The sequence below is a fragment of the Pseudoalteromonas sp. S4741 genome (genome assembly GCF_005886135.1).
GTDB lineage: Bacteria > Pseudomonadota > Gammaproteobacteria > Enterobacterales > Alteromonadaceae > Pseudoalteromonas > Pseudoalteromonas tetraodonis.
Genome location: NZ_PNCN01000073.1, coordinates 1 through 21,422 on the forward strand (window position 1 = coordinate 1; position 21,422 = coordinate 21,422).

A 21,422-nucleotide genomic window follows, 5' to 3' on the forward strand; every position below is an offset into this window, starting at 1 on the left:
AACTTGCAGCAGTCTGTTGGGTATTTAGGCAAGGCAGCGCCTATGTGGTGTGGTTATTCCCCATAAATAGGCGATAACGCAGCATCAATGCCAAACAGGCGCTGCCCGAAGGGTTCTTCCTAGGGGCGATTTACTCTTTGTTACTCGGTTTTGACTTAGCCCACTAGGTTACAAACCTCGCGCCGCGATTAAACCGCCCCTAGTTTGAACAAATTATAATCCACAAAGGTTAACAGACCCAAGTTGTTACAATTTAACCTATTTTTAGGCAAAAGGTTAAGCTTGGCGTTTAAAGTTATCTAAAATAATGCCCGTTGCCATTGCCACGTTAAGCGATTCAGCACCGCCAAAGGCGGGAATAGTAATTTTATTACTCACAAGCGCGGCACACTGCTGGCGTATGCCATGTGACTCGCTGCCCATTAATAACACCCCTTCTCCAGCAAACTGGCAATGATGGACATTCTCACCCTCTAAAAATGCACCATAAATAGGCACATCTAAAGATGTTAAATAGCTTGGTAAATCAACTTGGCTTACCGATACACGAACAAATGACCCCATAGTGGCGCTAATTGTTTTTGGATTATACGGATCGGCACTGTCGGTGCTGGCAACAATGTGTTTTATACCGTACCAATCAGCCACACGAATGATGGTACCTAAATTACCCGGATCAGATACTCCATCTAAGGCTAATATTAAACTGTTTTCATCGGGTAATGTGGTGCTTGGCATATCAACAATGGCAATAGCCGCATTATTACTGACCAAAGTACTTACCTTTGTTAACTGCTCTTCATCAGCTGTAATAAAATGCGTTTGAGGGTATGCACTTTGGTTATTATCAATAAAACTTTGCGTTGCAAATACATCGGTTACTTTTAATGGGCTATTTAATAACTCCAGTACATTTTTTTCGCCTTGTACGAGGTATTGATTAAATTGCTTGCGATACTTTTTTTGGCCAAGCTGGCGAATAAGTTTAAGTTGGTTTTTTGAAATCATGACAGCCCCGTTAAATTATCTGCACAGTATACCAGAGGTGACTTAAAGTGCAGCCCTATAAACATTAAAAGCAATAAAATTAGCCTACTTACAATAAGCTAGCTAATCATAAAGATTGTTTTTATTCTCTAAAAAGGGTAAGTTTACAAAAATTACAAGGACTTTTTTTAATGGAATCAATACACCCAACTTCAAATGAAACAAATCCCCCTACACCACCCACGGCCTCTCCCATTTTTAGTGGTATAGTAAATTTTAGCGGCAAAAGCGGCGAATTTTTTGGCATATGGAGTGTCAATACACTGCTAAGTATTATTACTTTAGGAATTTATTCTGCATGAGCAAAAGTACGCACCTACCGTTTTTTTTACGGTCATACGCGTATCGACGGCCTTAGCTTTGACTATCTAGCGACCCCGATACAAATTTTAATAGGGCGCATTTTAGCGGTCATTGTATTTTTAATTTACACCCTGCTTAGCAGCCTCCCACCGACGATAGGCCTTTTATTTGCTATTGGCTTTTTATTTTTATTGCCGTGGATCATCAACCAAGGTCTGCGTTTTAATATGCGTATGACTCGCCATCGTAATGTACGCTTTGCCTTAGAGCCATCTCAACTTGCTGCTAAAAGCAAACAGAAATTCAGCAGCTAATGCGTTTGCTCTTCCAAATGGTCGGGTTGTTGTAACTGACGAACTTGTTGAGCTATTAAAAAATGATTCTGATGCCCTGCGTGCTGTTTTACTTCATGAAATTGGTCATGTTCAGCACCATCACAGCATTCGCCTTGCAGCACAAGCTGCAGTGAGCACCGTTGTATTTGCAGTTATTTTTGGTGACTTAGTTTGCAGTTATTTTTGGTGACTTAGAAGGTATATTAGAAGTCGTGCTTGGCTCTGGTTCATCTTTTTTACAACAAGCGTTTTCGCGAGATATGGAACAAGAAGCCGATGAATATGCTATTACAAACCTTTTAAAATTAGGCTATTCTAACCACGACTTTGCTGATGCAATTGAAGCACTGGAAAATAATTTAAAAGCACAAGAGGCGACCCTTGATGATACTTGGTTAAAGTATTTATCAACGCACCCAAGTTCTCAAGAACGAATAGAATATGCGAGGCAATATAAACCATAATGACCCCTGAACTGAGTTTATTGTTATTAGTTATCACTATGATAACGCTTGGCTACGGATTTATTTATCCGCGCTTTGCAGGCAGCAGCTTTAAAAAAGTATCGGTACAAGATTTATTTGCAACAGGCATTACGCTATTAATTGCATCTAGCCTTTATTACAACTCGGGCGTGCAATTTAGCTGGTTAATATTTGAAGTTAATTGGTTTTGGTTTACTTTTTTGACTTACGTCATAATCGAAATTCCTGTATTTTTTATTTATGCTAAAAAACACGATATGCAGTTTTAATCGTACTTTTATTTTATACAAAAAAAGCGCCAAATTGGCGCTTTTTAAACTACATTAAAACAAATTAATATTTATGCTTAAGTGCCCACAAATGTAGCAATTCACTGGCAATTGTTGCTGCAGCAATGGCGGTAAGCTCACTTTGGTCATAAGACGGGGATACTTCAACCACATCCATCCCCACCATATTAATGCCTTTGAGTGCGCGTAAGATTTTAAGTACCTTATCAGAAGTTAAACCACCACACACTGGTGTGCCCGTACCTGGTGCAAAAGCGGGATCTAAACAATCTATATCAAAGGTTAAGTAAACCGGTAAATCACCCACTCGCTCAATAATCTGAGCTGCAATATCATTTGCATGCAGATCATTGGCTTGCATGGCATCAATCACTGCAAACTCATGCTTGCTTTGATCAAAGTCGGTACGAATGCCGAGCTGAATACTGTGATTAACATCAATCAACCCTTCAATTGGCGCATGATAAAACATGGTACCGTGATCAAAACGCGAACCGTTACTGTAAGTATCGGTATGTGCATCGAAATGAACTAACGCCATTTTGCCATGAATTTTTGCATGTGCGCGCAATAGCGGTAAGGTTACAAAATGATCGCCGCCCAAGCCTAATAATGTTTTACCTTGGCGAAGTATTTGCTCTGCCGCCATTTCTAGTTGCGCGGTAAAATATTCCGGGTCACCTACCGGATAGGTAAAATCGCCAGCATCCGCCACGGTCAAGCGCTCAAACAACGGAAATGTCCACGGATATTTCGTATCTTCCCATGCTAAATGTACCGACGCTCTGCGAATAGCATCAGGCCCCAAGCGGGCACCAGGGCGCCCTGAAGTAGCCAAATCAAACGGTAAACCCAGTACCACTACATCGGCCTCAATCGCATTAATGTTTTGTACCATAGGACGACGTAAAAACGTCATCCCGTTTGAGTACAATGAGTGGTCAACACAACCAAACAAGCTAGACATTGCTTATAACTCTTCTAAATAAGTGTAGCCGTCAAGGCCGCTTTGCAATTCGTCGAGGACGCTTTGCTGTTCATCTGGTGCAATTTTTGCACTCACTAACTGCGCATATGACTGCTGAAAACCTTCAACATCTAAATGTACATAACGCATCATATCAGCCACAGTATCACCATGATTAATTTCTGTAATACTAGCAACACCTTGCTCATCCATATTGACAATAGCACTGTGCGTATCACCAAATAAGTTATGCATATCGCCTAAAATTTCTTGATAGGCACCTACTAAGAAAAATCCCATTAAATAAGGTTTATCTGCTGTAAACTCAGGTACTGGCAACGTACTTTCAATACCTTGACCATCTACATAATGCTCTAATGCGCCATCGGAGTCACAGGTGATATCTAGTAACACAGCCCGTTTTTGTGGAGCTTGCGTTAAACCACTTAATGGCAATACCGGAAACACTTGGTCAATTCCCCACGCGTCAGGCAATGACTGAAACAATGAGAAATTGACAAAAAACTTGTCCGCTAAACGCGCATTCAGATCATCTATAATCGGTCGATGAAAACGGTTTTTGTTATCCATTAATTTATTAAGTTCATAACACACGCGTAAGTTTATTTGCTCTGCCCATGCACGCTGAGTTAAATCTAATAATCCCATCGCAAACTGACTATGCGCTTCAGCTAAATCACCTTGGCTGTCGTGAAAAATCTCAATTAATGCACGGTCATCAGTAAGCACATGTAATTGTTGCCATGAAATCCACATATTTTTAAGTAACTGCGGCGCATCATCAGCTGGCGCTTCTATTTCTTCCGGTGTATACGTTTCGGTGCCAATTACATTGGAAATTAGTACCGCGTGATGCGCTGTTAATGCTCTTCCCGACTCTGAAATAATGGTAGGGAAAGGCTGCTCATACTGCTTACAAATATCACCGATGGTGTACACAATATTATTTGCGTATTCAGCTAAACTGTAATTCATTGAGTTGTGTGATTGACTGCGCGTACCGTCGTAATCAACCGCTAAACCGCCGCCTACATCAAGACACTCTATGTGTGCACCCAACTTACGTAATTCACAATAAAAACGCGCAGCCTCGCTTACACCTAAGCGCACATCACGAATGTTGGCCATTTGCGACCCTAAGTGAAAATGCACAAGCTGTACTAAATCAAGCTGATTTGTTTCTTTTAAGCGGTTTACTACATACAGCACTTGTGAAGCAGACAACCCAAACTTCGATTTTTCACCGCCACTTGCTTGCCATTTACCTTTGCCTTGCGAGGCTAAACGCACACGAATACCAATACGTGGTTTTACATTTAATTCTTTAGCTTGGCTAAGTACCATGTCCAGCTCAGATAATTTCTCAAGTACGATATACACTTTATGGCCCAGCTTTTCGCCAATCAACGCTAAGCGCACATATTCTTTATCTTTGTAGCCATTACACACAATCACCGCACTGGTTTTTTCAGCCAACGCTAATACGGTTAATAACTCTGGCTTGCTGCCTGCTTCTAAACCCAGCTGTTTTTTTTCTACTTGTGCTTGGCTGGCAACAATTTCTTCAACGACTTCGCGTTGTTGGTTAACTTTAATTGGGTAAACTAATAAATAGTCTTTTGGATAGCCATAGCTTTCTATAGCAGTATTAAATGCACCACATAAGCTATGCACGCGATGATGTAAAATTTGTAGAAAACGAACAAGTGCTGGCAAGCTTAAACCTTTGTCTTCAAGCTGCTTAGCAATGTCTGTTAATGCAATGGTTTGCTGTGGGGCATCAGCCTTGGGCGCAACATACACATCACCTTGATCATTAATACCAAAAAAACCTTGGCTCCAATGACGAACGTTGTAGCTCGTACGAGCTTGTTCAAGTGATGTTGTCTCTTTCATTTATCTTTCTCTTTTATTTATGAATGCCAAACCGGCTAGTTGCCGCGCATTAAAAGAAAAATAGTGATTCATGTCCAACAAGTATTTCTACTCGTAACGAGTTAGGATTGAAATTAATAAATAAAAGCTTCAAACAAAGCAATATTAGCTGAGCGCAAGCTCCATAAATAAGCTATTCGGGTTTTCTGTGTATTCACCAAAAGGGGCACATTGCACAAACCCTAAATTCTCATAAAGATGGATTGATTGTATTTGCTTTGGTCCTGTTTCTAGTTTTATGATTGGAATTTCTTCTTCGCCTGCATAGTGCAATAAAATTTGCATAATACGCCGCGATAAGCCTTTTCCGCGATAGCTAGGTTTTACGTAAAGCCGTCTAATTTCGCCATACCAGCTACCATCAAATTGCTTTACTATTGCGCCACAGGCAACTATTCCGTCTTGATTTTTTAAACCTACAGCGTAAACGCCCGGTAAACCAAGCTCATTAACTGTAAGCGCTTGTGAAGTTGCTACAGGATATAATGAGCTAATAAGTCGATCTATATCTGCAAATACGTTGATCACATCCTGATCACAAGGGTCTAAGTCGACTAACTGCATGGTTTATCTCAAGGTTATGCTTAAATATATTTAAACTATACCGTATCGATAGGAATGAACAACCTACTTAGGCTAAGTTATTTTTAGTGGGTTAGTTTATTGCTAGGATAATAAATAGCTCAATAACAAGGTGAGAATATGATGTACCCAGAAAAAGAGCGCTTATTAGCGCTCTTTATCAATTATTAAAGTCCTTGTTCGTCTGCCATTTTCTTAACTATTTGTGGTGCCGTCCACAGTGACGGTAGTAACACAAACGAAACTGGCACCGCAGTGACCACAATAAACGACTGCAAGGCTGAAATTCCGCCCTCGCCTATAGAGATGAGTAATGCAGCCATTACCCCCATCATAATCCCCCAAAACACACGAATTGATGTTTGCGGATGATCGGTACCTGTCATCACCATAGACACCGAGTACGTCATTGAGTCACCGGTTGTTGCCACAAAAATGGTGGTCAGCACTAAAAATAATACAGACACAATAAACCCCATGGGTAACTGCTCAGTAATGGCTAACAATGCCGCTGGTAAATTAAGCCCAGCAAAAGGTTCTGATATAACGCCGGGGTTATTTAACTCAAAAAAGATGCCTGAGCCACCCACAATAGTAAACCAAAAGCAGGTGATCACTGGCGCAACCACAGAGATGAGTAAAATCATTTCACGAATAGTACGTCCACGGGATATACGTGCAACAAACATCGCCATTAAAGGGCCATAACCTAAAAACCAGCCCCAAAAAAACACAGTCCACCAGTCTAACCATGGTTTATCGGCACGAAACGTAGCCATAGGTATAAAGTTATCTAAGTACAAGCCAAAGGAATGAATGTAGCTATCAATAATAAACGCAGTGGGCCCCATTAATAATATAAACAACATCAGCACCACAGCTAATACCACATTAAAACGGCTTAGTAGCTGAATACCTTTGGTAACGCCACTTACCGCTGAAAGTGTGTAAATGCCAATTAAACTAAATAAAATAATTACTTGTGTGGTGTAGGTGTCAGGAATGGCAAACAATTTATCTAGGCCAAAACTCACTTGTAAGCCTAAAAAACCAATAGGACCCACAGTGCCAGCAACCACAGCGAGTACACAACATGCATCAACAATAGTACCAAGCGCCCCTTTCATTGCGCGATCGCCAAATACGGGGTAAAGCAAAGTACGAGGTTTAAGCGGTAAGCCTTTTTCGTAATGAAGATGCATATAAACAATGCCGGTCAAACTACCTAAAATAGCCCAAGCTAAAAACCCCCAGTGCATAAAGCTTTGTGCAAGGGCGTTATAGGCGGCATCCCTTGTGCCAGTTTCACCACCAAATAGCGGTGGCGGAGAAATAAAATGTGCCATTGGCTCTGCTGCGGCCCAAAATACGCCGCCACCAGCAAGCAAAGTGCACATAATTATACTGATCCATTTGAAGGTAGATATTTCAGGGGTTTTTAAACCGCCGAGCACCACTGAACCGGTGCGGCCTACGGCCAAAAATATACCTATCACAAAGGTTAATAACAGCAGAACTTGCCAAAAGGCGCCAAATATTTTGGTTGAGAAGGCAAAGGCAGAGTTTATCCAATCCGACATCAGTTTAATGTCGTAAAGGGCCAGCGCGGCAAATAAAACTAATATACCGCCACTGATTAAAAATACGGGTATATCAACCCCATCCAGAAACTTAACTCGGGAAGAATGTGTTTCACCCGACTTTAAAGTTGCTTTAGTGGTATTCATTTATCGCTCCTAATGGTTTTTTAAAGTTACCGACATAGCGACACACCATGACATCACACTAAACCCTAGTTTCAACAAACGACAAAGCAACTCAAAAGCGAGTTTTAAGTACTTGTTATGTTCACGTTTAGGTAATGTCACAACAAGTAGACTTATTGCCAATTCCTAACTAGTTTAACGCGTTAAAAACGCTAAACCAATGCCTCAGGAATGATTTGTGTAGTAGTTACACAATAATAAAAAATAAATTACATCACGGTATCAAACAAACAAAAAATATACATTTTTGCTTTAGCAAAAGCGCGGTACGTTATTAAACGTTACTGCGCAGTGGGTACGCAAACAACGCGGCTTATCGATTAGGGCAACTAAACCTGTCGCCTCAGTTAGTGATAAATACAGAGTTATTAATGCTGTTTATGCCATGTTAAATAGTTGCTGTGGGTTAATGGTTTTGCAAATAAATAACCTTGCACTGCATTCACGCCCATCGACTTTAATATTCTTAGTTGCTCAGCACTTTCGACCCCTTCGGCCACAATGTTAATATTTAAGCTATGACCTAAGCCAATAATAGATTGCACAATACTTTGACCCGATGCGCTATTGAGCACTTTATCAATAAAGCTTTTATCAATTTTTAACTCATCAATAGGAAACACGCTTAAATGTTTTAAACACGAGTAGCCCGTACCAAAGTCATCAATTGAAAACACAAATCCATGCGATTTTAATTCTTCCATTTGCTTTACGGTCCCCATCAAGTCACCCGCTAACATTGATTCAGTGATCTCTAATTTAATTCGAGTTGGCGAGACGTCAAACGCTTCAATTGCTTTAAATAGCTCACCTTTTAAAGTGGAAGAATTAAACTGACACTGGCTAATGTTAATTGATACGCTAAAACTGTCATCGAGTAAGTTATTATCTCGAAGTGTTTCAAGTAAAATACAAATATCTCTTAATACAATATTTTGTAACTTTTGAATTAAGCCAAATTGCTCGGCAATTGGAATAAATGCATTAGGGGGGATAAGCCCTTTAGTTGGATGATTCCATCTTATTAATGCCTCAGCACCCACAAGGGTTCCATCAATTGCTAATTGTGGCTGAAAATAAGCACAAAACTCATCGCACGCGATAGCCCTAACAATGTCAGTTTCAAGCTCAGTTTGATTTTCCAGTAAGGTTTGCAGTGCGGGGTCGTAAAAGCTACTACTATTACCACCCTTCATTTTAGAGAGATACATAGCGGTATCTGCAAATTTTAAAATATTAGCGGTTATGGCATTGCTCGTGTTAATCAAACAAATACCAATACTACAACTGACCTGAAACGCTAAATCGCCCACTTCAAATTTTTCATAAAAGACACTTTGTACTTTTTTAGCAATCAACTCAGATTCACTATTAGCTTGCATGTGGCTATCACCGACATGCTCGATAAGAATAATAAATTCATCACCACCGACTCGTGCGAGGGTATCTGCCGGGTTCAAAATAGCTGTTAATCGTTGTGATAACTCAACCAGTATTTCATCGCCTGCATTATGCCCTAGTGAGTCATTTATGCGTTTAAAATTATCTAAATCTAAAAATAAGAGTGCGCCCGTGTGATCAGACTGCTTAATTTGTTCAACATACATACTGAGCCTATCATTGAGCATTCTGCGATTAGGAAGGTTTGTAAGCGGATCAAAAAATGCTAACCGTTGTACTTCTTCTTCGGCAGCTTTGCGATTAGAGATATCTCTGGCCATCCACACCACATGTCTCAGTGACGGGTTATTAGGCTGGTAACTTTCAAGGGGAGCTGTTCGCCCTTCAAATGTAAGTTGCTTACCTTTTATATTGAGCTGATATTCAAACACTTGAACTTCATTAGTTTGCAGCGTTTTGGCAATTACCTCCATAATAGGATTTGCATCTTCAGGAGGCATAATATCTCTGACATTACGATTAATCACATGCTCTTGGCTTAAATATAAACTTTCATTAGTAGTGCCGTAAACGTTGGTATACTCTCCTTCTTCACTCAAAATAAGAGTTAGATCGGGAAGTACTTTTGCGAAGGCTTTAAACTTTTCATTACTTTGCTGTAATTCAAAAAGCAACGCGTTTAATCTTAGTGACTCTGTGTGCTTTTCTAAAGCAATACTGGTGAAATCAACAAAAAAGTCTATTAACTCTAAATCTTGTGGTGTCGGTGACTTGGCACTGTCATGATAAATTGCAAAAGTGCCTAATATGTCTGATTTTGTTGAAATAATAGGGGTAGACCAACATGACCTTAAACCATAACTTAACGCCATTGCTCTATAATCATCCCATAATGGCGATGTTGTAATATCTGCGGCAATAATGCGTTTTTTTTCATAGGCTGCAGTACCTCATCAAGTGGCGCACCGAGTGCTATTTTCGATAATATACTTTGTTGCTGAGAAAGCAGCTTTCTGACTCTCATTATTTCAATCAAATTATATTCCTCAACAATCACTAACGCTAAATGCGTCGCTCAATTTTAGGGCCTGTTTATAATAATTTATAATAGTCTTTTGACTATACATAATATTGAAATCAGCATCTATGCTATTTTCGTCTATTTCACGCGCGTTTGCCATTCAATACAAGGTGGCGATTTGAAATGTACTTATCAACAAATCATTTATTTACATACCATCTGTAAACACCCTTTATTAAATACTTTGTTACTTAAAAGTACTGTTTAAAATCATCAAGCTATTTATAATAGCTAAAACATAAATAATCGATGAGGTTAGTGTGCAAATAACACAAGGTATGGAATATTTTTTTTCAGGGTTTAAGTTAATTAGTCAAAAAGGGCTAAAACGCTTTGTACTTATACCCCTACTTATTAATATTTTATTATTTGGTAGCTCCTTATTCTTTTTATTTGGCTGGCTTAGTGATGGCTTTAATGCCGTAACGGCCATGCTCCCAGAATGGCTAAGTTGGCTCGAATGGTTAATGTGGCCAATTGCTGTGCTGGTGGTGCTGTTTACTTACAGTATGTTATTTACCGTTATTACTAACTTTATCGCCGCACCTTTCAATGGCTTACTAAGTGAAAAGGTAGAGCTTTATTTAACTGGCCAAAAAATTAACGACGACGGATTAGCTGATTTAGTTAAAGATGTTCCGCGAATGCTGGGCCGGGAATGGACTAAGCTTTGCTACTACCTCCCACGCGCTATCGGCTTTTTTATTTTATTGTGGGTACTACCTGTGATAGGCCAAGTGCTATGGGTGCTTTTTACCTGCTGGATGTATGCGGTGCAATATAAAGATTATGCTTTTGATAATCACAAAATTAGCTTTACACAAATGAAAAATGACTTAAAAAGCAAACAAGGGTTATCTTATGGGTTTGGCTTTGCCGTGATGCTGCTAACCGCTATCCCATTTATAAATTTAATTGTTATGCCTGTGGCGGTATGTGGTGCCACACGATTATGGGTTGAAAATTACCGACCACAATACCGTAGTTAAAATAAAAAATGGGCCACCTGGCCCATTTTTTTATGCTCGCTAATATATTAACTATATAAGCTCTGTGGCACTTTAGTTACATTTAAGTGCACCGTTATTTCTTCACGATCATGGTATAAATGCTTTGCTTGAAGTTCATAGCTTATGCCGTACTTCGCCATTTCTTCTCTGATCATTTTTAAACATTCATACACACTATCAAAGCGTTTTTTCATCGGTAATTTTAGATTAAAAATAAGCTCTTTTGCATAGGCGTTTACAGCCCAGTCAATCATCAAGTTAGTCACTTTAGTCGGCTTTTCTACCATATCGCAAACCAACCAAGTGATGTTTCTTTTTTCTGGACGGTATTTAAAACCATCTTCTCTAAAATGCTTTACCTGACCCGTTTCCATTAAACTTTCATTCATTGGGCCGTTATCTATCGCGCTAACAAACATACCACGGCGAACTAACTGATAAGTCCAGCCACCTGGGCATGCACCTAAATCAACGCTGCGCATCCCAGCTTGTACCCGCGACTCACGCTCTTGCTCAGGAATAAACACGTTAAACGCTTCATCTAACTTAAGCGTTGAACGACTTGGGCCATCGCTTGGCATACGTAAACGTAAGATCCCCATAAAAAAAGGAGAATTGTTATAACTATATGAGTAACCCACATACGCAGTATTATTAGCTAAAAACAGTACATGCATTACTGGGCGATTTGCTTTTGGTTCACGCAATACGGTGTTTTGTTTCTCAAGGGCTTTTTTAAGCGGAGTTGATATTTTTTTACAAAAAGTCAGTAACTCTTTGCCCTCGTTGGTATCGGGTGTTTCGACACGCAGCTCAGAACACAAAGTAAAATCTTTTGCAGCATCTACAATAGCGCCTACTCTATCTTCTACGGGCATATTTTCAATTAGGTTACCGGCAAACCATTGGCGTGCAAATACCATATTTTTAAAATCAATTTTTTTGATTATTTCGTCGCTGTGCTGCGCTTCAAAACATTCATAAATAACATAACCGGTATTTGGTTTTGCTTTTACATACCCAGCAAATCCTTGTTCGGCAGCGTGAAACGTTATTTCAGCAGCGGCATCGTTTTCAAAACCACTACGACAGTAAATCACAACACTAGACATATTAACCCTTAAACTCTTTAAAACTTAAATCGTGCAACTTGCACTAAAATAACTATCCAACCAATAATAAAGCACAGCCCACCCAAGGGGGTAATTGGGCCCAGCCACTTCAACCCTGTTAAGGCCAATAAGTATAAGCTGCCACTAAATAACAATGTACCGGCAATAAAAAAGCCACCCGCCATGCTGAGGTGCATACCCCACTTAATTAAAATAGCCACTGCAATTAACGCCAGCCCATGTACCATTTGATACTCAGCGGCGGTTTTAAAAATACCAATGGAGTACTCTGATAAACGACTTTTCAGACCATGAGCAGCAAATGCGCCCAGTATCACTGAAAGCATGCAAAAAAAGCTGCCTGCTAATAAAAATAGTTTAATCATGTTTATCCTCTTTTAAATTTTCAAGCGTATTCTTTATAAAGCTTGCTGCCTGTATTGCTGCAGCATTCAGGTTTTCCTGCTCAGTCACGCCACTTTTTTTACGCGGTTTTAGTGAGTGGTCACCATCCGTTAACCATATATACTTTGGCTGCTTTGGCATGACCATTGTGGCAAGCTCTTCGCGGGTGCCAAAGGTATCCCTTTCCCCCTGTAATACTAAAAAAGGACACGGTATGTCTGCAAAATGATCTGTACGCAGTTTTTCTGGCTTGCCCGGAGGATGAAACGGATAACCAAACGCAAGCACACCTAAAACAGGATGAGAGGTCGAACAGGCAAGCATCGATGCCATGCGCCCGCCCATTGATTTACCCCCTATAAATAGCGGTAAATTTGCATCAGCTTGAGTCACTATATGTTCAAAATAAGTAAGTAGTTTAGGCGCTCGATCTGGTGGGCGACGTTTGTTAGTTTGTTTAGCAATTTGCATATATTCAAAATCAAACAAGCCAACGTCAATACCGTGCTCACTGAGATGTTTAGCCATGATTTGCATAAACTCAGAATCACTGCCAGCCCCTGCGCCATGAGCAAATATAAACTGTGCGATTGCCGGTTGCTGACTACTTCTAACCCATTCGATGCTCATTAATATTCTTGCTCCTGCTCAACTAAACTTAACATCCAGTCTTTAAACGATACAATTTTGCCTAACTCATTTTGTGACTCACGGATCACTAAGTAATAGGCATTCTTACTCTCTAAACTGTGATTGAACGGGATCACTAAACGTCCTGCATCAATATCTGGTTTTGCTAGTACGCTGTTACCAATTGCAACACCTTGGCCATGTACCGCAGCTTGTAACACCATAGATGAATGACTAAATATAGGTCCTTGGTTAACTTGTACATTACGTACGCCGGCGGTTTTCATCCAGGTTTTCCAGTTTTTACGGGTGGTGTCATGTAGCAAGGTATGGTTTGCTAAATCACTGGGTTGGTTAAGCGCTCTGGGGCCATTTAACAGTAATGGGCTACATAACGGCACTAAATACTCAGTGTGCAGTTTATAGGCTTGCACCCCACTCCAATGACCGCGACCATAATAAATTGAGATATCAACATCGTCTGTTAACGAGTTTTCATCCTGATCTTGAGCTTTAATTCGCACATCAATTTCTGGGTGTAATTCGTTAAATAAGCTCAATCGAGGAATAAGCCATTGAATCGCAAAACTGGGGGTTAAACTTACGGTTAACGAGCCTTTGGCACCACGGGCTAGTAGCTTTTCAGTTGCATCTATTAGTTGAGTAAAAATTTCTTTAATATCTAAAAAATAACCTTGGCCTTCTTCGGTTAATAATAACGAGCGATTTTTACGTAAAAACAGCTTTAAGCCTAAATGCTCTTCAAGCGTTTTTATTTGATGACTCACCGCAGCTTGCGTGACATACAACTCTTCTGCGGCTTTAGTAAAGCTTAAATGACGTGCTGCAGCTTCAAAAGCTTTCAGCGCGTTTAATGGAGGAACTCGTCTTGACATGGCAACCAAGCTTAGAATTAGTTTTTCTTATGCGGTGAATTATATACCTATGCTGGGAAAGAGTATATTCAAGCCACAAAAAAAGCGACCTAAGTCGCTTTTTAATGAGTTAATCACTTCTTTATAAATCACTAGCACTGGTATCAAGGGGAGCAAAGCTTTTGATTAGATCATCAACCGCTTTCATTTGCGATAAGTACCCTTCTAACTTGCTCAATGCTAATGCACAGGGGCCATCACATTTTGCTTCATTTGGATTGGGGTGTGCTTCAATAAATAAGCCTGCAATACCCAGTGCCATACCGCTACGGGCAAGTTCTGCGGCTTGAGCACGACGACCATCGGCTGAGTCAGCTCGACCGCCAGGACGCTGCAGCGCATGAGTGGCGTCAAATATAACGGGAGCCATGGTTTTCATATCATCCATGCCCAGCATATCAACCACTAGGTTGTTGTAACCAAAGCTTGAACCACGTTCACACAAGGCTACATTATTATTTCCGGCTTCATTAAATTTAGTAATGATATGACGCATTTCATGTGGGGCTAAAAACTGTGGCTTTTTCACATTAATAATCGCGCCTGTTTTAGCCATTGCAACCACCAAGTCTGTTTGACGAGCCAAAAACGCCGGTAGCTGAATAACATCAACAACCTCTGCAACCGGTGCTGCCTGATGAGGTTCATGCACATCGGTGATAAGCGCAATATTAAAGGTATTTTTAATCTCTTCAAATATCTTTAAGCCTTCTTCCATGCCTGGACCACGATAAGAATTGATGGACGAGCGATTGGCTTTATCAAATGATGCTTTGAATACATAAGGAATATTTAATTTAGTGGTCACTTCAACATAATGCTCGGCAATACGCATCGCTAAGTCTCGTGATTCAAGCACATTCATGCCACCAAATAAAACAAAAGGTTTATTATTTGCCAGTTCTATTTCATTGATATTAATAACTTGGTTGTTCATTTTAATTCCTTATGGTGCAACTGCTTGCATCATTAATCCACAAATATACGCCATATATGTACCTACACCATAGCCTAGTACAGCTAATAATACGCCGACCGGTGCCAGTGACGGATGAAACGCAGCGGCCACAACAGGGGCAGACGCTGCGCCACCTACATTGGCCTGTGAGCCAACAGCCATATAAAATAACGGCGCTTTAATTAATTTAGCCACAATGAGCATTAAACTTGCGTGAGTTAACATCCAAATTGCACCAATAACAAAATACATCGGTGAATCAAAAATCGCCATTACATTCATATGCAGGCCAATCGATGCCACTAAAATATACAAAAAGGCTGACGCCACTTTCGATGAACCAAACGCCTCAATATGGCGTACTTTGGTAAACGATAAGCAAATACCTATCGTCGTTGATATAACAATAAGCCAAAAGAACTTACTGTTTAAACTGTATTCTTTTGCCCACGCATAATTATTGGCAAAGAAGGGTCCTAAAATATCTGCACAAAAGTGCGCTAAACCGGTAATACCAAAGGCAATAGCTATAATCATCATGTAATCATTTAGCGTTGGCATACGCGCATGCTCTGCATGGTATTTTTCAACACGTTGCTTTAAGTCTTCAATCGCGGTGGTATCTGCACCGGCTTTAGCGTCAATCGCTTTATGATTAGCTGCCATTAATAATAATACTGCCATCCATAAATTAGCCACTATCACATCCACGGTGACCATGGCTGAGAAAATATCGCCACCCACTTCAAACATTTCTTTCATAGATGCTTGGTTTGCACCGCCACCAATCCAGCTACCTGCAATGGTTGTCATACCACGCCAAACAGCGTCAGGGCCATGTCCACCTACCGCTTCTGGATAAACAGCACTCATTATTAAAATAGCTAATGGGCCACCAATCACAATACCTGCGGTGCCGGTTAAAAACATAATTAATGCTTTAGGACCTAAATTAATAATCGCTTTTAAATCAATACTGATGGTAAGCAAAATTAAACACGCAGGCAGTAAATATCGCGAAGCGACGTAATACACGTTAGATTGAGAACCATCAACAATACCAAAGGTATTTAACAATGATGGCAAAAAATAACACAACAATAATGCCGGTACATATTTATAAAATGCCACAAGACCTGGGCGTTGACTATTTGAGGTTTTGAAAATAAACCCTAAAATAATCGCCAATAAACCAAGTACAACGGCATCATTGGTAATTAATGCAGTTTGGGGATCAGCCATAACATTTCCTATTTTTTATTCTTAGTGGTGAGTTTTATGATTGTCTTCAAGTTCTTCAATTTGATGTAGAATGATTTCAATAGCAGGATCATCAGGACATTCATCAACAAAAAACTGTAAATCATCTCGTGCCATTTTAGGGCAGCCAAGCTGATTTAGTAAATAACCTCTGTCGCGTCGCTCATAGGGATCATCACCTAATATTTCCATTAATAAATCAACGCAAGTTAACGCATGACCAAATTTATTTTCACTAATGAAAGACCATTTTTGCTGCGCTAAAAATAATTTATACACTTCGTCTTCAAAAATAAGCTCTAAAGGCTCTTGTTCTTGAGGATTTTCTTCGTCAATATTTTCAGGAATGATGTACCAACTTTGTTGGCCACTGCTAGGGTCAACAAGATAACCCTCTTCATCACTCATTGCGACGTGAATGCCCACTTCGCCTTGAGTTATACTTACACTGGCATCGAGTTTAGCATGCTGTAAAAAGTGGCATAACAAAATAGCTAAGGTTGTCGGTGTGCCACTGCGCATAGACAAGGTATAGCTGATGCTATTTAACTTATACTCAGGAACTTTCAAGCTTGATGCACTAAATAGCCACTCACTATAAAAGCTATCAAGTAGTTTATCTAGGCGATCGTGTTCGTCCGGCATCTGCTGACAAATAGACTCTATTTGCTGCTCAAACGCAGTAAGTATTTCAAGACTTGGTGTTAAGTCTATTTGAGAATCCCATTTAGCTTCCGCTTTGATACAACGATATATAGCCGGCGGCAAAAAATCATCGTAAGCATCTTCTATATAAGATTCATCGTGTTCATCAAACCCGAGGGTGGTCATTCATACTACAACATTCTAGAAAACGAGGACGTAGTTTACCTAATTTTAAAGCTAGATACCAATAATCAGAAATGAATTGAAGAGGTAAGCTTTACACCTTTGGTGTGCAAAGCTTAAATAGGCATTGTTAATTATAACAACAGCGGGGCTTTAGCTGTTGCTAAGTAACCAATAGCTGAAATAACAGCGGTGTTAAGTACTAAAAATACAACTTTTGGAACGGTTGTCGTTTGTTTAGCGCTAATAATACCCACAACAATATAAACGATAACTAGAATAATTTTTTCTAATAACCAAAGCTGCTCTAATGGGTTTATTTTAGCCATTGCCATTAAACCGATGGCTGAAACAATCAATAAAGTGTCTATACTGTGGCTACCAATAAAAACCAACTTATTTTTGGCAAGGCTGCCACTGCCCATACGAGAAAAAGAACGTACGTAAAATAAAATAATACTCACTAGCGCAATGGCCATGTGTGAGTGTTTTAATGCTAAATAATCCATAGGTATTGTTACTTCTGTTTAGTTATGTGTTTTGTCAGGAAAGCGTAAAAGTACCGCTTCGAGGTCTTCAAGTTTATCATTAAATACATCAACAAGTTTAGGATCAAAATGCGTTCCTTTATTTGCGTTTATCTCCGCAACCGCTTCTTCAAGTGTCCACGCACCTTTATAACAACGTTTATGGCGCAGTGCATCATACACATCAGCCAATGCCACTATTCTGGCAAAAATATCAATACGCTCCCCCTTTAATCCACTAGGGTAACCAGAACCATCCCACTTTTCGTGGTGCTGCTGTGCGATTAATGCCCCTGCGCTGACTATTTTACGCGGTGAATCTTTCAAAATAGCATAGCCTTTTCCAGCATGAGTTTTCATAACTTCCCACTCTTCGCTGTTTAACTTGTCAGGCTTATTTAAAATTGCATCCGGAATACCTATTTTACCCACATCATGTAAAGGCGATGCAAAGCGAATTAAATTCGCTTGCTCTTCAGATAACCCGTAGGCTAATGCTAATTCATAACAAATATAAGCAACCCGTTTTACATGATTACCCGTTTCGCACGAGCGCTGTTCAACGGCTTCACTTAAACGATAAACAAGCTCTTGTTGTGTGGCTTCAACTTCAGTGTGTAACTGCACATTTTCAAATGCCAACTGCACATTTTGAGAAAAGATTTCAATTAAGTTTCGTTGTGTATCCGTCAACTTTGACGGCACACCCGATACAAATAACATTGAATTATGGTTAAATTTACTGCTGCAATAAGCAAACAAATAATCATCTCTATACACAATTGCTTTATTAGCAAGGGCCTCTTGGCACGCTAACAGTTGGTTTTCTGGTAGTACGGTTTCTAGCTCTTCTCCCTCGCGCTTCGCAAAATCACCGGTACCAGAGCAAACAATCAGTTTTTTATTCATCTCCTCTGACGGATTTTGTGCAACTAAGGTGGTGGCATACATGGCTTCATCAGCAACGTTTAGTAAAGAAGTAAGCTGCTGCATCACGCCTTCAATAAAGTTATCCATTGAATGGGTTGCAAAAATATTGCGCGAAGCAGTGATTATTTTTTCTAGTCCCTCACGCGATTGCTCAATCGAAATAATATCGCGATACGAGCGAAGACTTGCCATCATAACGGTGAATAATTTTTGTGCGGTGAGTTCAGTTTTAGATTTATAGTCATTAATATCGTAATTTACGATTACTTGGCGCTCGGGTGCTTGGCCTGGCTGCCCGGTTCGTAGAATAATGCGAATATAATTATTTTTAACGGTATCACGAATGTATTTTGCTACTTGCAAACCCGCATCGTCTGTTTCCATAACAACATCGAGTAGGATGATGGCCGCATCAGGATGATCATCAATCAACTTTTTCGCTTCTGCGCCGGAATAAGCACTAATAAACTCCAAGCGTCTATCTTGAAACTTAAAATCACTCAACGCTAAACGCGTAACAGCATGAACCTCGGGTTCATCATCAACAATTAGAACTTTCCATGTTCCTTGCTCTTCACTTACTACTTCAGGTGGTTGTTCATTTGAAAATAAAAAATCTTCCATCACAAAGAGTTCCTTAAAACATATGCAAACAAACAACGGGGCTATTTTTAATAAGTTAAGGCCATTGTCCGAAAGTTACGCGGTCGTTATTACCAAGATCTTTCACTGTGCTTACATTTATAAACGCCATTTGGTTGAATATATGGCGAACAGCTGCACTTTGCTCAAATCCGTGTTCAATTAAAAGATAGCCATTAGAATGTAAATAGTCACGTGATTGCGTAATTATTTGTTTAATATCAGCTAATCCAGCATCATCTGCAACCAATGCAGACAAAGGCTCAAAGCGCACATCACCTTGATGCAAGTGTTTATCGTTATATTCTATATAGGGAGGGTTGGTTACAATTAGATCAAATTTTTTATTATTTAACGCGCTAAACCAATTGCTTTGTTTAACACACACATTATTTATCGCTAATCGTTTTTGATTACGTTTGGCCAGTGCTACCGCATCATCAATACGATCAACGGCAATAATATCCCATGTAGGCATTTCACTACCAAGCGCAAGTGCAATTGCTCCAGTGCCTGTGCCTAAATCGAGCACTTTGGCGTCATTTGGTACATTACATGAAAGCGCAAGCTCAACTAAGGTTTCTGTATCAGGGCGAGGAATGAGCGTTGTTGGATTTACTTCAAGCTGTAAACTCCAAAACTCACGATATCCTGTAATGTGCGAAACAGGCTCGCCGTTTAAACGACGCTCACATGCACGCTCAAACGCTTGTGATTGCTCATCCGTTAATTGTTTTTCTGGCCAAGTAAATAAATAACTACGTGGCTTTTGTAAAATATTAAGCAGTAGTACTTGAGCATCTAACTTTGCGCTATCACTACTTGATGCTAATAAATTAGCACCGGTAGTAATAGCGTTTTCAACAGTGAGGTTCACAATTAATCGTCGCCCATCGCTGCTAATAAGTCGGCCTGATGCTCTTGCATTAGCGGCTCAACCACAGCACCTAAATCACCGGCTACCACTTCGTTTAAACGATAAAGCGTTAAGTTAATACGGTGATCGGTAATACGCCCCTGCGGGTAGTTGTATGTGCGAATACGCTCAGAACGATCGCCACTGCCCACTAAATTACGACGTTCAGACGCCTCAGCAGCATGACGTTTTTCATCTTCAGCCTGTTGCAAACGCGCCGCCAATACCGACATCGCTTTTGCACGGTTTTTATGTTGAGAGCGCTCATCTTGACACTCAACCACAACACCGGTTGGTAAATGGGTAATACGAATGGCAGAGTCGGTTTTATTAACGTGCTGACCACCCGCGCCCGATGCTCTAAAGGTATCAACTTTAATATCGGCCGTATTGATTTCGATGGCTTCTGCTTCTGGTACTTCAGCCATTACAGCAACAGTACAGGCGGAGGTATGTACGCGCCCTTGTGACTCAGTTTCTGGGACGCGCTGTACACGGTGCACGCCTGATTCAAATTTTAATTGCCCATAAACACCTTCACCGCTGATGTTAGCAATTACTTCTTTGTAACCACCGTGCTCACCTTCGTTGGTGGTAACAATCTCTACTTTCCATTTTTTTGTTTCTGCGTAACGGCTGTACATTCTGAATAAGTCGCCAGCAAAAATAGCAGCTTCATCGCCCCCTGTTCCTGCACGAACCTCTAAAAATACATTGTTGTTGTCTCTCGGATCTTTAGGCAACATAAGCACTTGAATGTCGTCTTCTAAAGTCGAAATCTGTGCTTTTGCTTCTTTGTATTCTTCTTGTGCCATTTCACGCATTTCAGGATCTGAATCTTTTAGCATTTCTTCAGCGCTACTCAAGTCTTCTTGTGCTTGCTGGTATGCTAAAAACGTTTTCACCACTTCTTCAAGCTCAGAGTATTCTTTTGAAAGAGTACGGAAGCGGTTTTGATCACTAATGACCGATGGGTCACTTAGTAGCGCTTGAACTTCTTCGTAGCGCTCAACTAAGGTTTCTAATTTACGATAAACGGACTCTTTCATTTAACTG

The 21,422-nt window shown here is 40.2% G+C and carries 20 protein-coding genes and 2 pseudogenes; 5 read left to right on the forward strand and 17 right to left on the reverse strand.

Annotation, left to right across the window (positions count from 1 at the left end; all coding sequences use genetic code 11):
- Positions 1–276: 276 nt before the first annotated feature.
- Complete coding sequence (locus tag CWC30_RS11495) at positions 277–1,008, reverse strand: TrmH family RNA methyltransferase (RefSeq protein ID WP_138627154.1); 732 nt, start codon at positions 1,006–1,008, stop codon at positions 277–279.
- 170 nt (positions 1,009–1,178) lie between these two features.
- Between CWC30_RS11495 and CWC30_RS11500 the strand changes: the two are divergent.
- The 4 genes and pseudogenes from CWC30_RS11500 to CWC30_RS11510 form a co-directional block, all read left to right on the forward strand.
- Positions 1,179–1,619, forward strand: a pseudogene (locus CWC30_RS11500) (DUF898 family protein); the annotation flags it as partial.
- A gap of 10 nt (positions 1,620–1,629) precedes the next feature.
- The gene (locus CWC30_RS19250; protein WP_283956816.1) at positions 1,630–1,875 is read left to right on the forward strand and encodes a M48 family metalloprotease; all 246 of its coding nucleotides are present in this window, start codon (positions 1,630–1,632) and stop codon (positions 1,873–1,875) included.
- A gap of 22 nt (positions 1,876–1,897) precedes the next feature.
- Positions 1,898–2,149 carry a M48 family metalloprotease gene (locus CWC30_RS19255; protein WP_283956817.1) on the forward strand — a complete coding sequence of 84 codons (252 nt, stop codon included), beginning with the start codon at positions 1,898–1,900 and terminating at the stop codon, positions 2,147–2,149.
- Positions 2,149–2,439 (forward strand): hypothetical protein, encoded by a 291-nt coding sequence (locus CWC30_RS11510; RefSeq protein WP_138627155.1) that lies wholly within the window; start codon positions 2,149–2,151, stop codon positions 2,437–2,439. Before CWC30_RS19255 ends, CWC30_RS11510 begins: the two co-directional genes overlap by 1 nt.
- Positions 2,440–2,503: 64 nt before the next feature.
- Here CWC30_RS11510 and speB read toward each other — a convergent pair whose 3' ends face one another.
- The 5 genes and pseudogenes from speB to CWC30_RS11535 all read right to left on the reverse strand — a co-directional run bounded on the left by speB (position 2,504) and on the right by CWC30_RS11535 (position 10,168).
- Entirely contained in the window at positions 2,504–3,427 is a 924-nt protein-coding gene (gene speB / locus CWC30_RS11515; RefSeq protein WP_138627156.1) for an agmatinase, read from the reverse strand.
- A 3-nt stretch (positions 3,428–3,430) separates the two neighbouring features.
- On the reverse strand, positions 3,431–5,344 hold the full coding sequence (gene speA / locus CWC30_RS11520) for a biosynthetic arginine decarboxylase (RefSeq protein WP_138627157.1): 1,914 nt from the start codon (positions 5,342–5,344) through the stop codon (positions 3,431–3,433).
- Between the two features lie 144 nt (positions 5,345–5,488).
- Positions 5,489–5,947, reverse strand: a complete 459-nt coding sequence (locus CWC30_RS11525) for a GNAT family N-acetyltransferase (protein ID WP_008467955.1) — start codon at positions 5,945–5,947, stop codon at positions 5,489–5,491.
- 185 nt (positions 5,948–6,132) lie between these two features.
- The gene (locus CWC30_RS11530; protein ID WP_138627158.1) at positions 6,133–7,692 is read right to left on the reverse strand and encodes a BCCT family transporter; all 1,560 of its coding nucleotides are present in this window, start codon (positions 7,690–7,692) and stop codon (positions 6,133–6,135) included.
- A gap of 407 nt (positions 7,693–8,099) precedes the next feature.
- A pseudogene (locus tag CWC30_RS11535) lies at positions 8,100–10,168 on the reverse strand (putative bifunctional diguanylate cyclase/phosphodiesterase).
- 323 nt (positions 10,169–10,491) lie between these two features.
- Here CWC30_RS11535 and cysZ point away from each other — a divergent pair.
- Positions 10,492–11,202 carry a sulfate transporter CysZ gene (gene cysZ / locus CWC30_RS11540; RefSeq protein ID WP_282447419.1) on the forward strand — a complete coding sequence of 237 codons (711 nt, stop codon included), beginning with the start codon at positions 10,492–10,494 and terminating at the stop codon, positions 11,200–11,202.
- 47 nt (positions 11,203–11,249) lie between these two features.
- Here the strand turns inward: cysZ and rlmM are convergent, their stop codons facing one another.
- From rlmM to prfA, 11 genes are all read right to left on the reverse strand, one after another.
- Positions 11,250–12,335 (reverse strand): 23S rRNA (cytidine(2498)-2'-O)-methyltransferase RlmM, encoded by a 1,086-nt coding sequence (rlmM, locus tag CWC30_RS11545; RefSeq protein WP_138627159.1) that lies wholly within the window; start codon positions 12,333–12,335, stop codon positions 11,250–11,252.
- A gap of 17 nt (positions 12,336–12,352) precedes the next feature.
- Entirely contained in the window at positions 12,353–12,721 is a 369-nt protein-coding gene (locus CWC30_RS11550; RefSeq protein ID WP_016900429.1) for a DUF423 domain-containing protein, read from the reverse strand.
- Positions 12,714–13,370, reverse strand: coding sequence for an alpha/beta family hydrolase (locus tag CWC30_RS11555; RefSeq protein WP_036982085.1), 657 nt, complete (start codon positions 13,368–13,370; stop codon positions 12,714–12,716). The genes CWC30_RS11550 and CWC30_RS11555 overlap by 8 nt, the downstream gene beginning before the upstream one ends.
- On the reverse strand, positions 13,370–14,266 hold the full coding sequence (locus tag CWC30_RS11560; RefSeq protein ID WP_013465321.1) for a transcriptional regulator GcvA: 897 nt from the start codon (positions 14,264–14,266) through the stop codon (positions 13,370–13,372). The genes CWC30_RS11555 and CWC30_RS11560 overlap by 1 nt, the downstream gene beginning before the upstream one ends.
- A 121-nt stretch (positions 14,267–14,387) precedes the next feature.
- On the reverse strand, positions 14,388–15,242 hold the full coding sequence (gene kdsA, locus CWC30_RS18455) for a 3-deoxy-8-phosphooctulonate synthase (protein ID WP_036982082.1): 855 nt from the start codon (positions 15,240–15,242) through the stop codon (positions 14,388–14,390).
- Between the two features lie 9 nt (positions 15,243–15,251).
- Positions 15,252–16,505 (reverse strand): DUF819 family protein, encoded by a 1,254-nt coding sequence (locus CWC30_RS18460; protein ID WP_036982079.1) that lies wholly within the window; start codon positions 16,503–16,505, stop codon positions 15,252–15,254.
- A 21-nt stretch (positions 16,506–16,526) separates the two neighbouring features.
- Positions 16,527–17,354 carry a tetratricopeptide repeat protein gene (locus CWC30_RS11570; protein WP_138627160.1) on the reverse strand — a complete coding sequence of 276 codons (828 nt, stop codon included), beginning with the start codon at positions 17,352–17,354 and terminating at the stop codon, positions 16,527–16,529.
- A gap of 131 nt (positions 17,355–17,485) precedes the next feature.
- Positions 17,486–17,860 (reverse strand): SirB2 family protein, encoded by a 375-nt coding sequence (locus CWC30_RS11575; RefSeq protein WP_069439964.1) that lies wholly within the window; start codon positions 17,858–17,860, stop codon positions 17,486–17,488.
- An 18-nt stretch (positions 17,861–17,878) separates the two neighbouring features.
- A complete protein-coding gene (locus CWC30_RS11580) occupies positions 17,879–19,432 on the reverse strand; it encodes a DUF3369 domain-containing protein (RefSeq protein ID WP_138627163.1) in 1,554 nt (517 codons plus the stop codon).
- A 55-nt stretch (positions 19,433–19,487) separates the two neighbouring features.
- Positions 19,488–20,327 (reverse strand): peptide chain release factor N(5)-glutamine methyltransferase, encoded by an 840-nt coding sequence (gene prmC, locus CWC30_RS11585; RefSeq protein ID WP_036982072.1) that lies wholly within the window; start codon positions 20,325–20,327, stop codon positions 19,488–19,490.
- Between the two features lie 2 nt (positions 20,328–20,329).
- Entirely contained in the window at positions 20,330–21,415 is a 1,086-nt protein-coding gene (gene prfA, locus CWC30_RS11590) for a peptide chain release factor 1 (protein WP_069439962.1), read from the reverse strand.
- Between the last annotated feature and the right edge of the window lie 7 nt (positions 21,416–21,422).

What these genes read in the sequence shown, in the direction of transcription:
- CWC30_RS11495 (WP_138627154.1), bottom strand. Translation starts at nt 1,008, where the DNA reads ATGATTTCAAAAAACCAACTTAAACTTATTCGCCAGCTTGGCCAAAAA.
- CWC30_RS11510 (WP_138627155.1), top strand. Translation starts at nt 2,149, where the DNA reads ATGACCCCTGAACTGAGTTTATTGTTATTAGTTATCACTATGATAACG.
- speB (WP_138627156.1), bottom strand. Translation starts at nt 3,427, where the DNA reads ATGTCTAGCTTGTTTGGTTGTGTTGACCACTCATTGTACTCAAACGGG.
- speA (WP_138627157.1), bottom strand. Translation starts at nt 5,344, where the DNA reads ATGAAAGAGACAACATCACTTGAACAAGCTCGTACGAGCTACAACGTT.
- CWC30_RS11525 (WP_008467955.1), bottom strand. Translation starts at nt 5,947, where the DNA reads ATGCAGTTAGTCGACTTAGACCCTTGTGATCAGGATGTGATCAACGTA.
- CWC30_RS11530 (WP_138627158.1), bottom strand. Translation starts at nt 7,692, where the DNA reads ATGAATACCACTAAAGCAACTTTAAAGTCGGGTGAAACACATTCTTCC.
- cysZ (WP_282447419.1), top strand. Translation starts at nt 10,492, where the DNA reads ATGGAATATTTTTTTTCAGGGTTTAAGTTAATTAGTCAAAAAGGGCTA.
- rlmM (WP_138627159.1), bottom strand. Translation starts at nt 12,335, where the DNA reads ATGTCTAGTGTTGTGATTTACTGTCGTAGTGGTTTTGAAAACGATGCC.
- CWC30_RS11550 (WP_016900429.1), bottom strand. Translation starts at nt 12,721, where the DNA reads ATGATTAAACTATTTTTATTAGCAGGCAGCTTTTTTTGCATGCTTTCA.
- CWC30_RS11555 (WP_036982085.1), bottom strand. Translation starts at nt 13,370, where the DNA reads ATGAGCATCGAATGGGTTAGAAGTAGTCAGCAACCGGCAATCGCACAG.
- CWC30_RS11560 (WP_013465321.1), bottom strand. Translation starts at nt 14,266, where the DNA reads ATGTCAAGACGAGTTCCTCCATTAAACGCGCTGAAAGCTTTTGAAGCT.
- kdsA (WP_036982082.1), bottom strand. Translation starts at nt 15,242, where the DNA reads ATGAACAACCAAGTTATTAATATCAATGAAATAGAACTGGCAAATAAT.
- CWC30_RS18460 (WP_036982079.1), bottom strand. Translation starts at nt 16,505, where the DNA reads ATGGCTGATCCCCAAACTGCATTAATTACCAATGATGCCGTTGTACTT.
- CWC30_RS11570 (WP_138627160.1), bottom strand. Translation starts at nt 17,354, where the DNA reads ATGACCACCCTCGGGTTTGATGAACACGATGAATCTTATATAGAAGAT.
- CWC30_RS11575 (WP_069439964.1), bottom strand. Translation starts at nt 17,860, where the DNA reads ATGGATTATTTAGCATTAAAACACTCACACATGGCCATTGCGCTAGTG.
- CWC30_RS11580 (WP_138627163.1), bottom strand. Translation starts at nt 19,432, where the DNA reads ATGGAAGATTTTTTATTTTCAAATGAACAACCACCTGAAGTAGTAAGT.
- prfA (WP_069439962.1), bottom strand. Translation starts at nt 21,415, where the DNA reads ATGAAAGAGTCCGTTTATCGTAAATTAGAAACCTTAGTTGAGCGCTAC.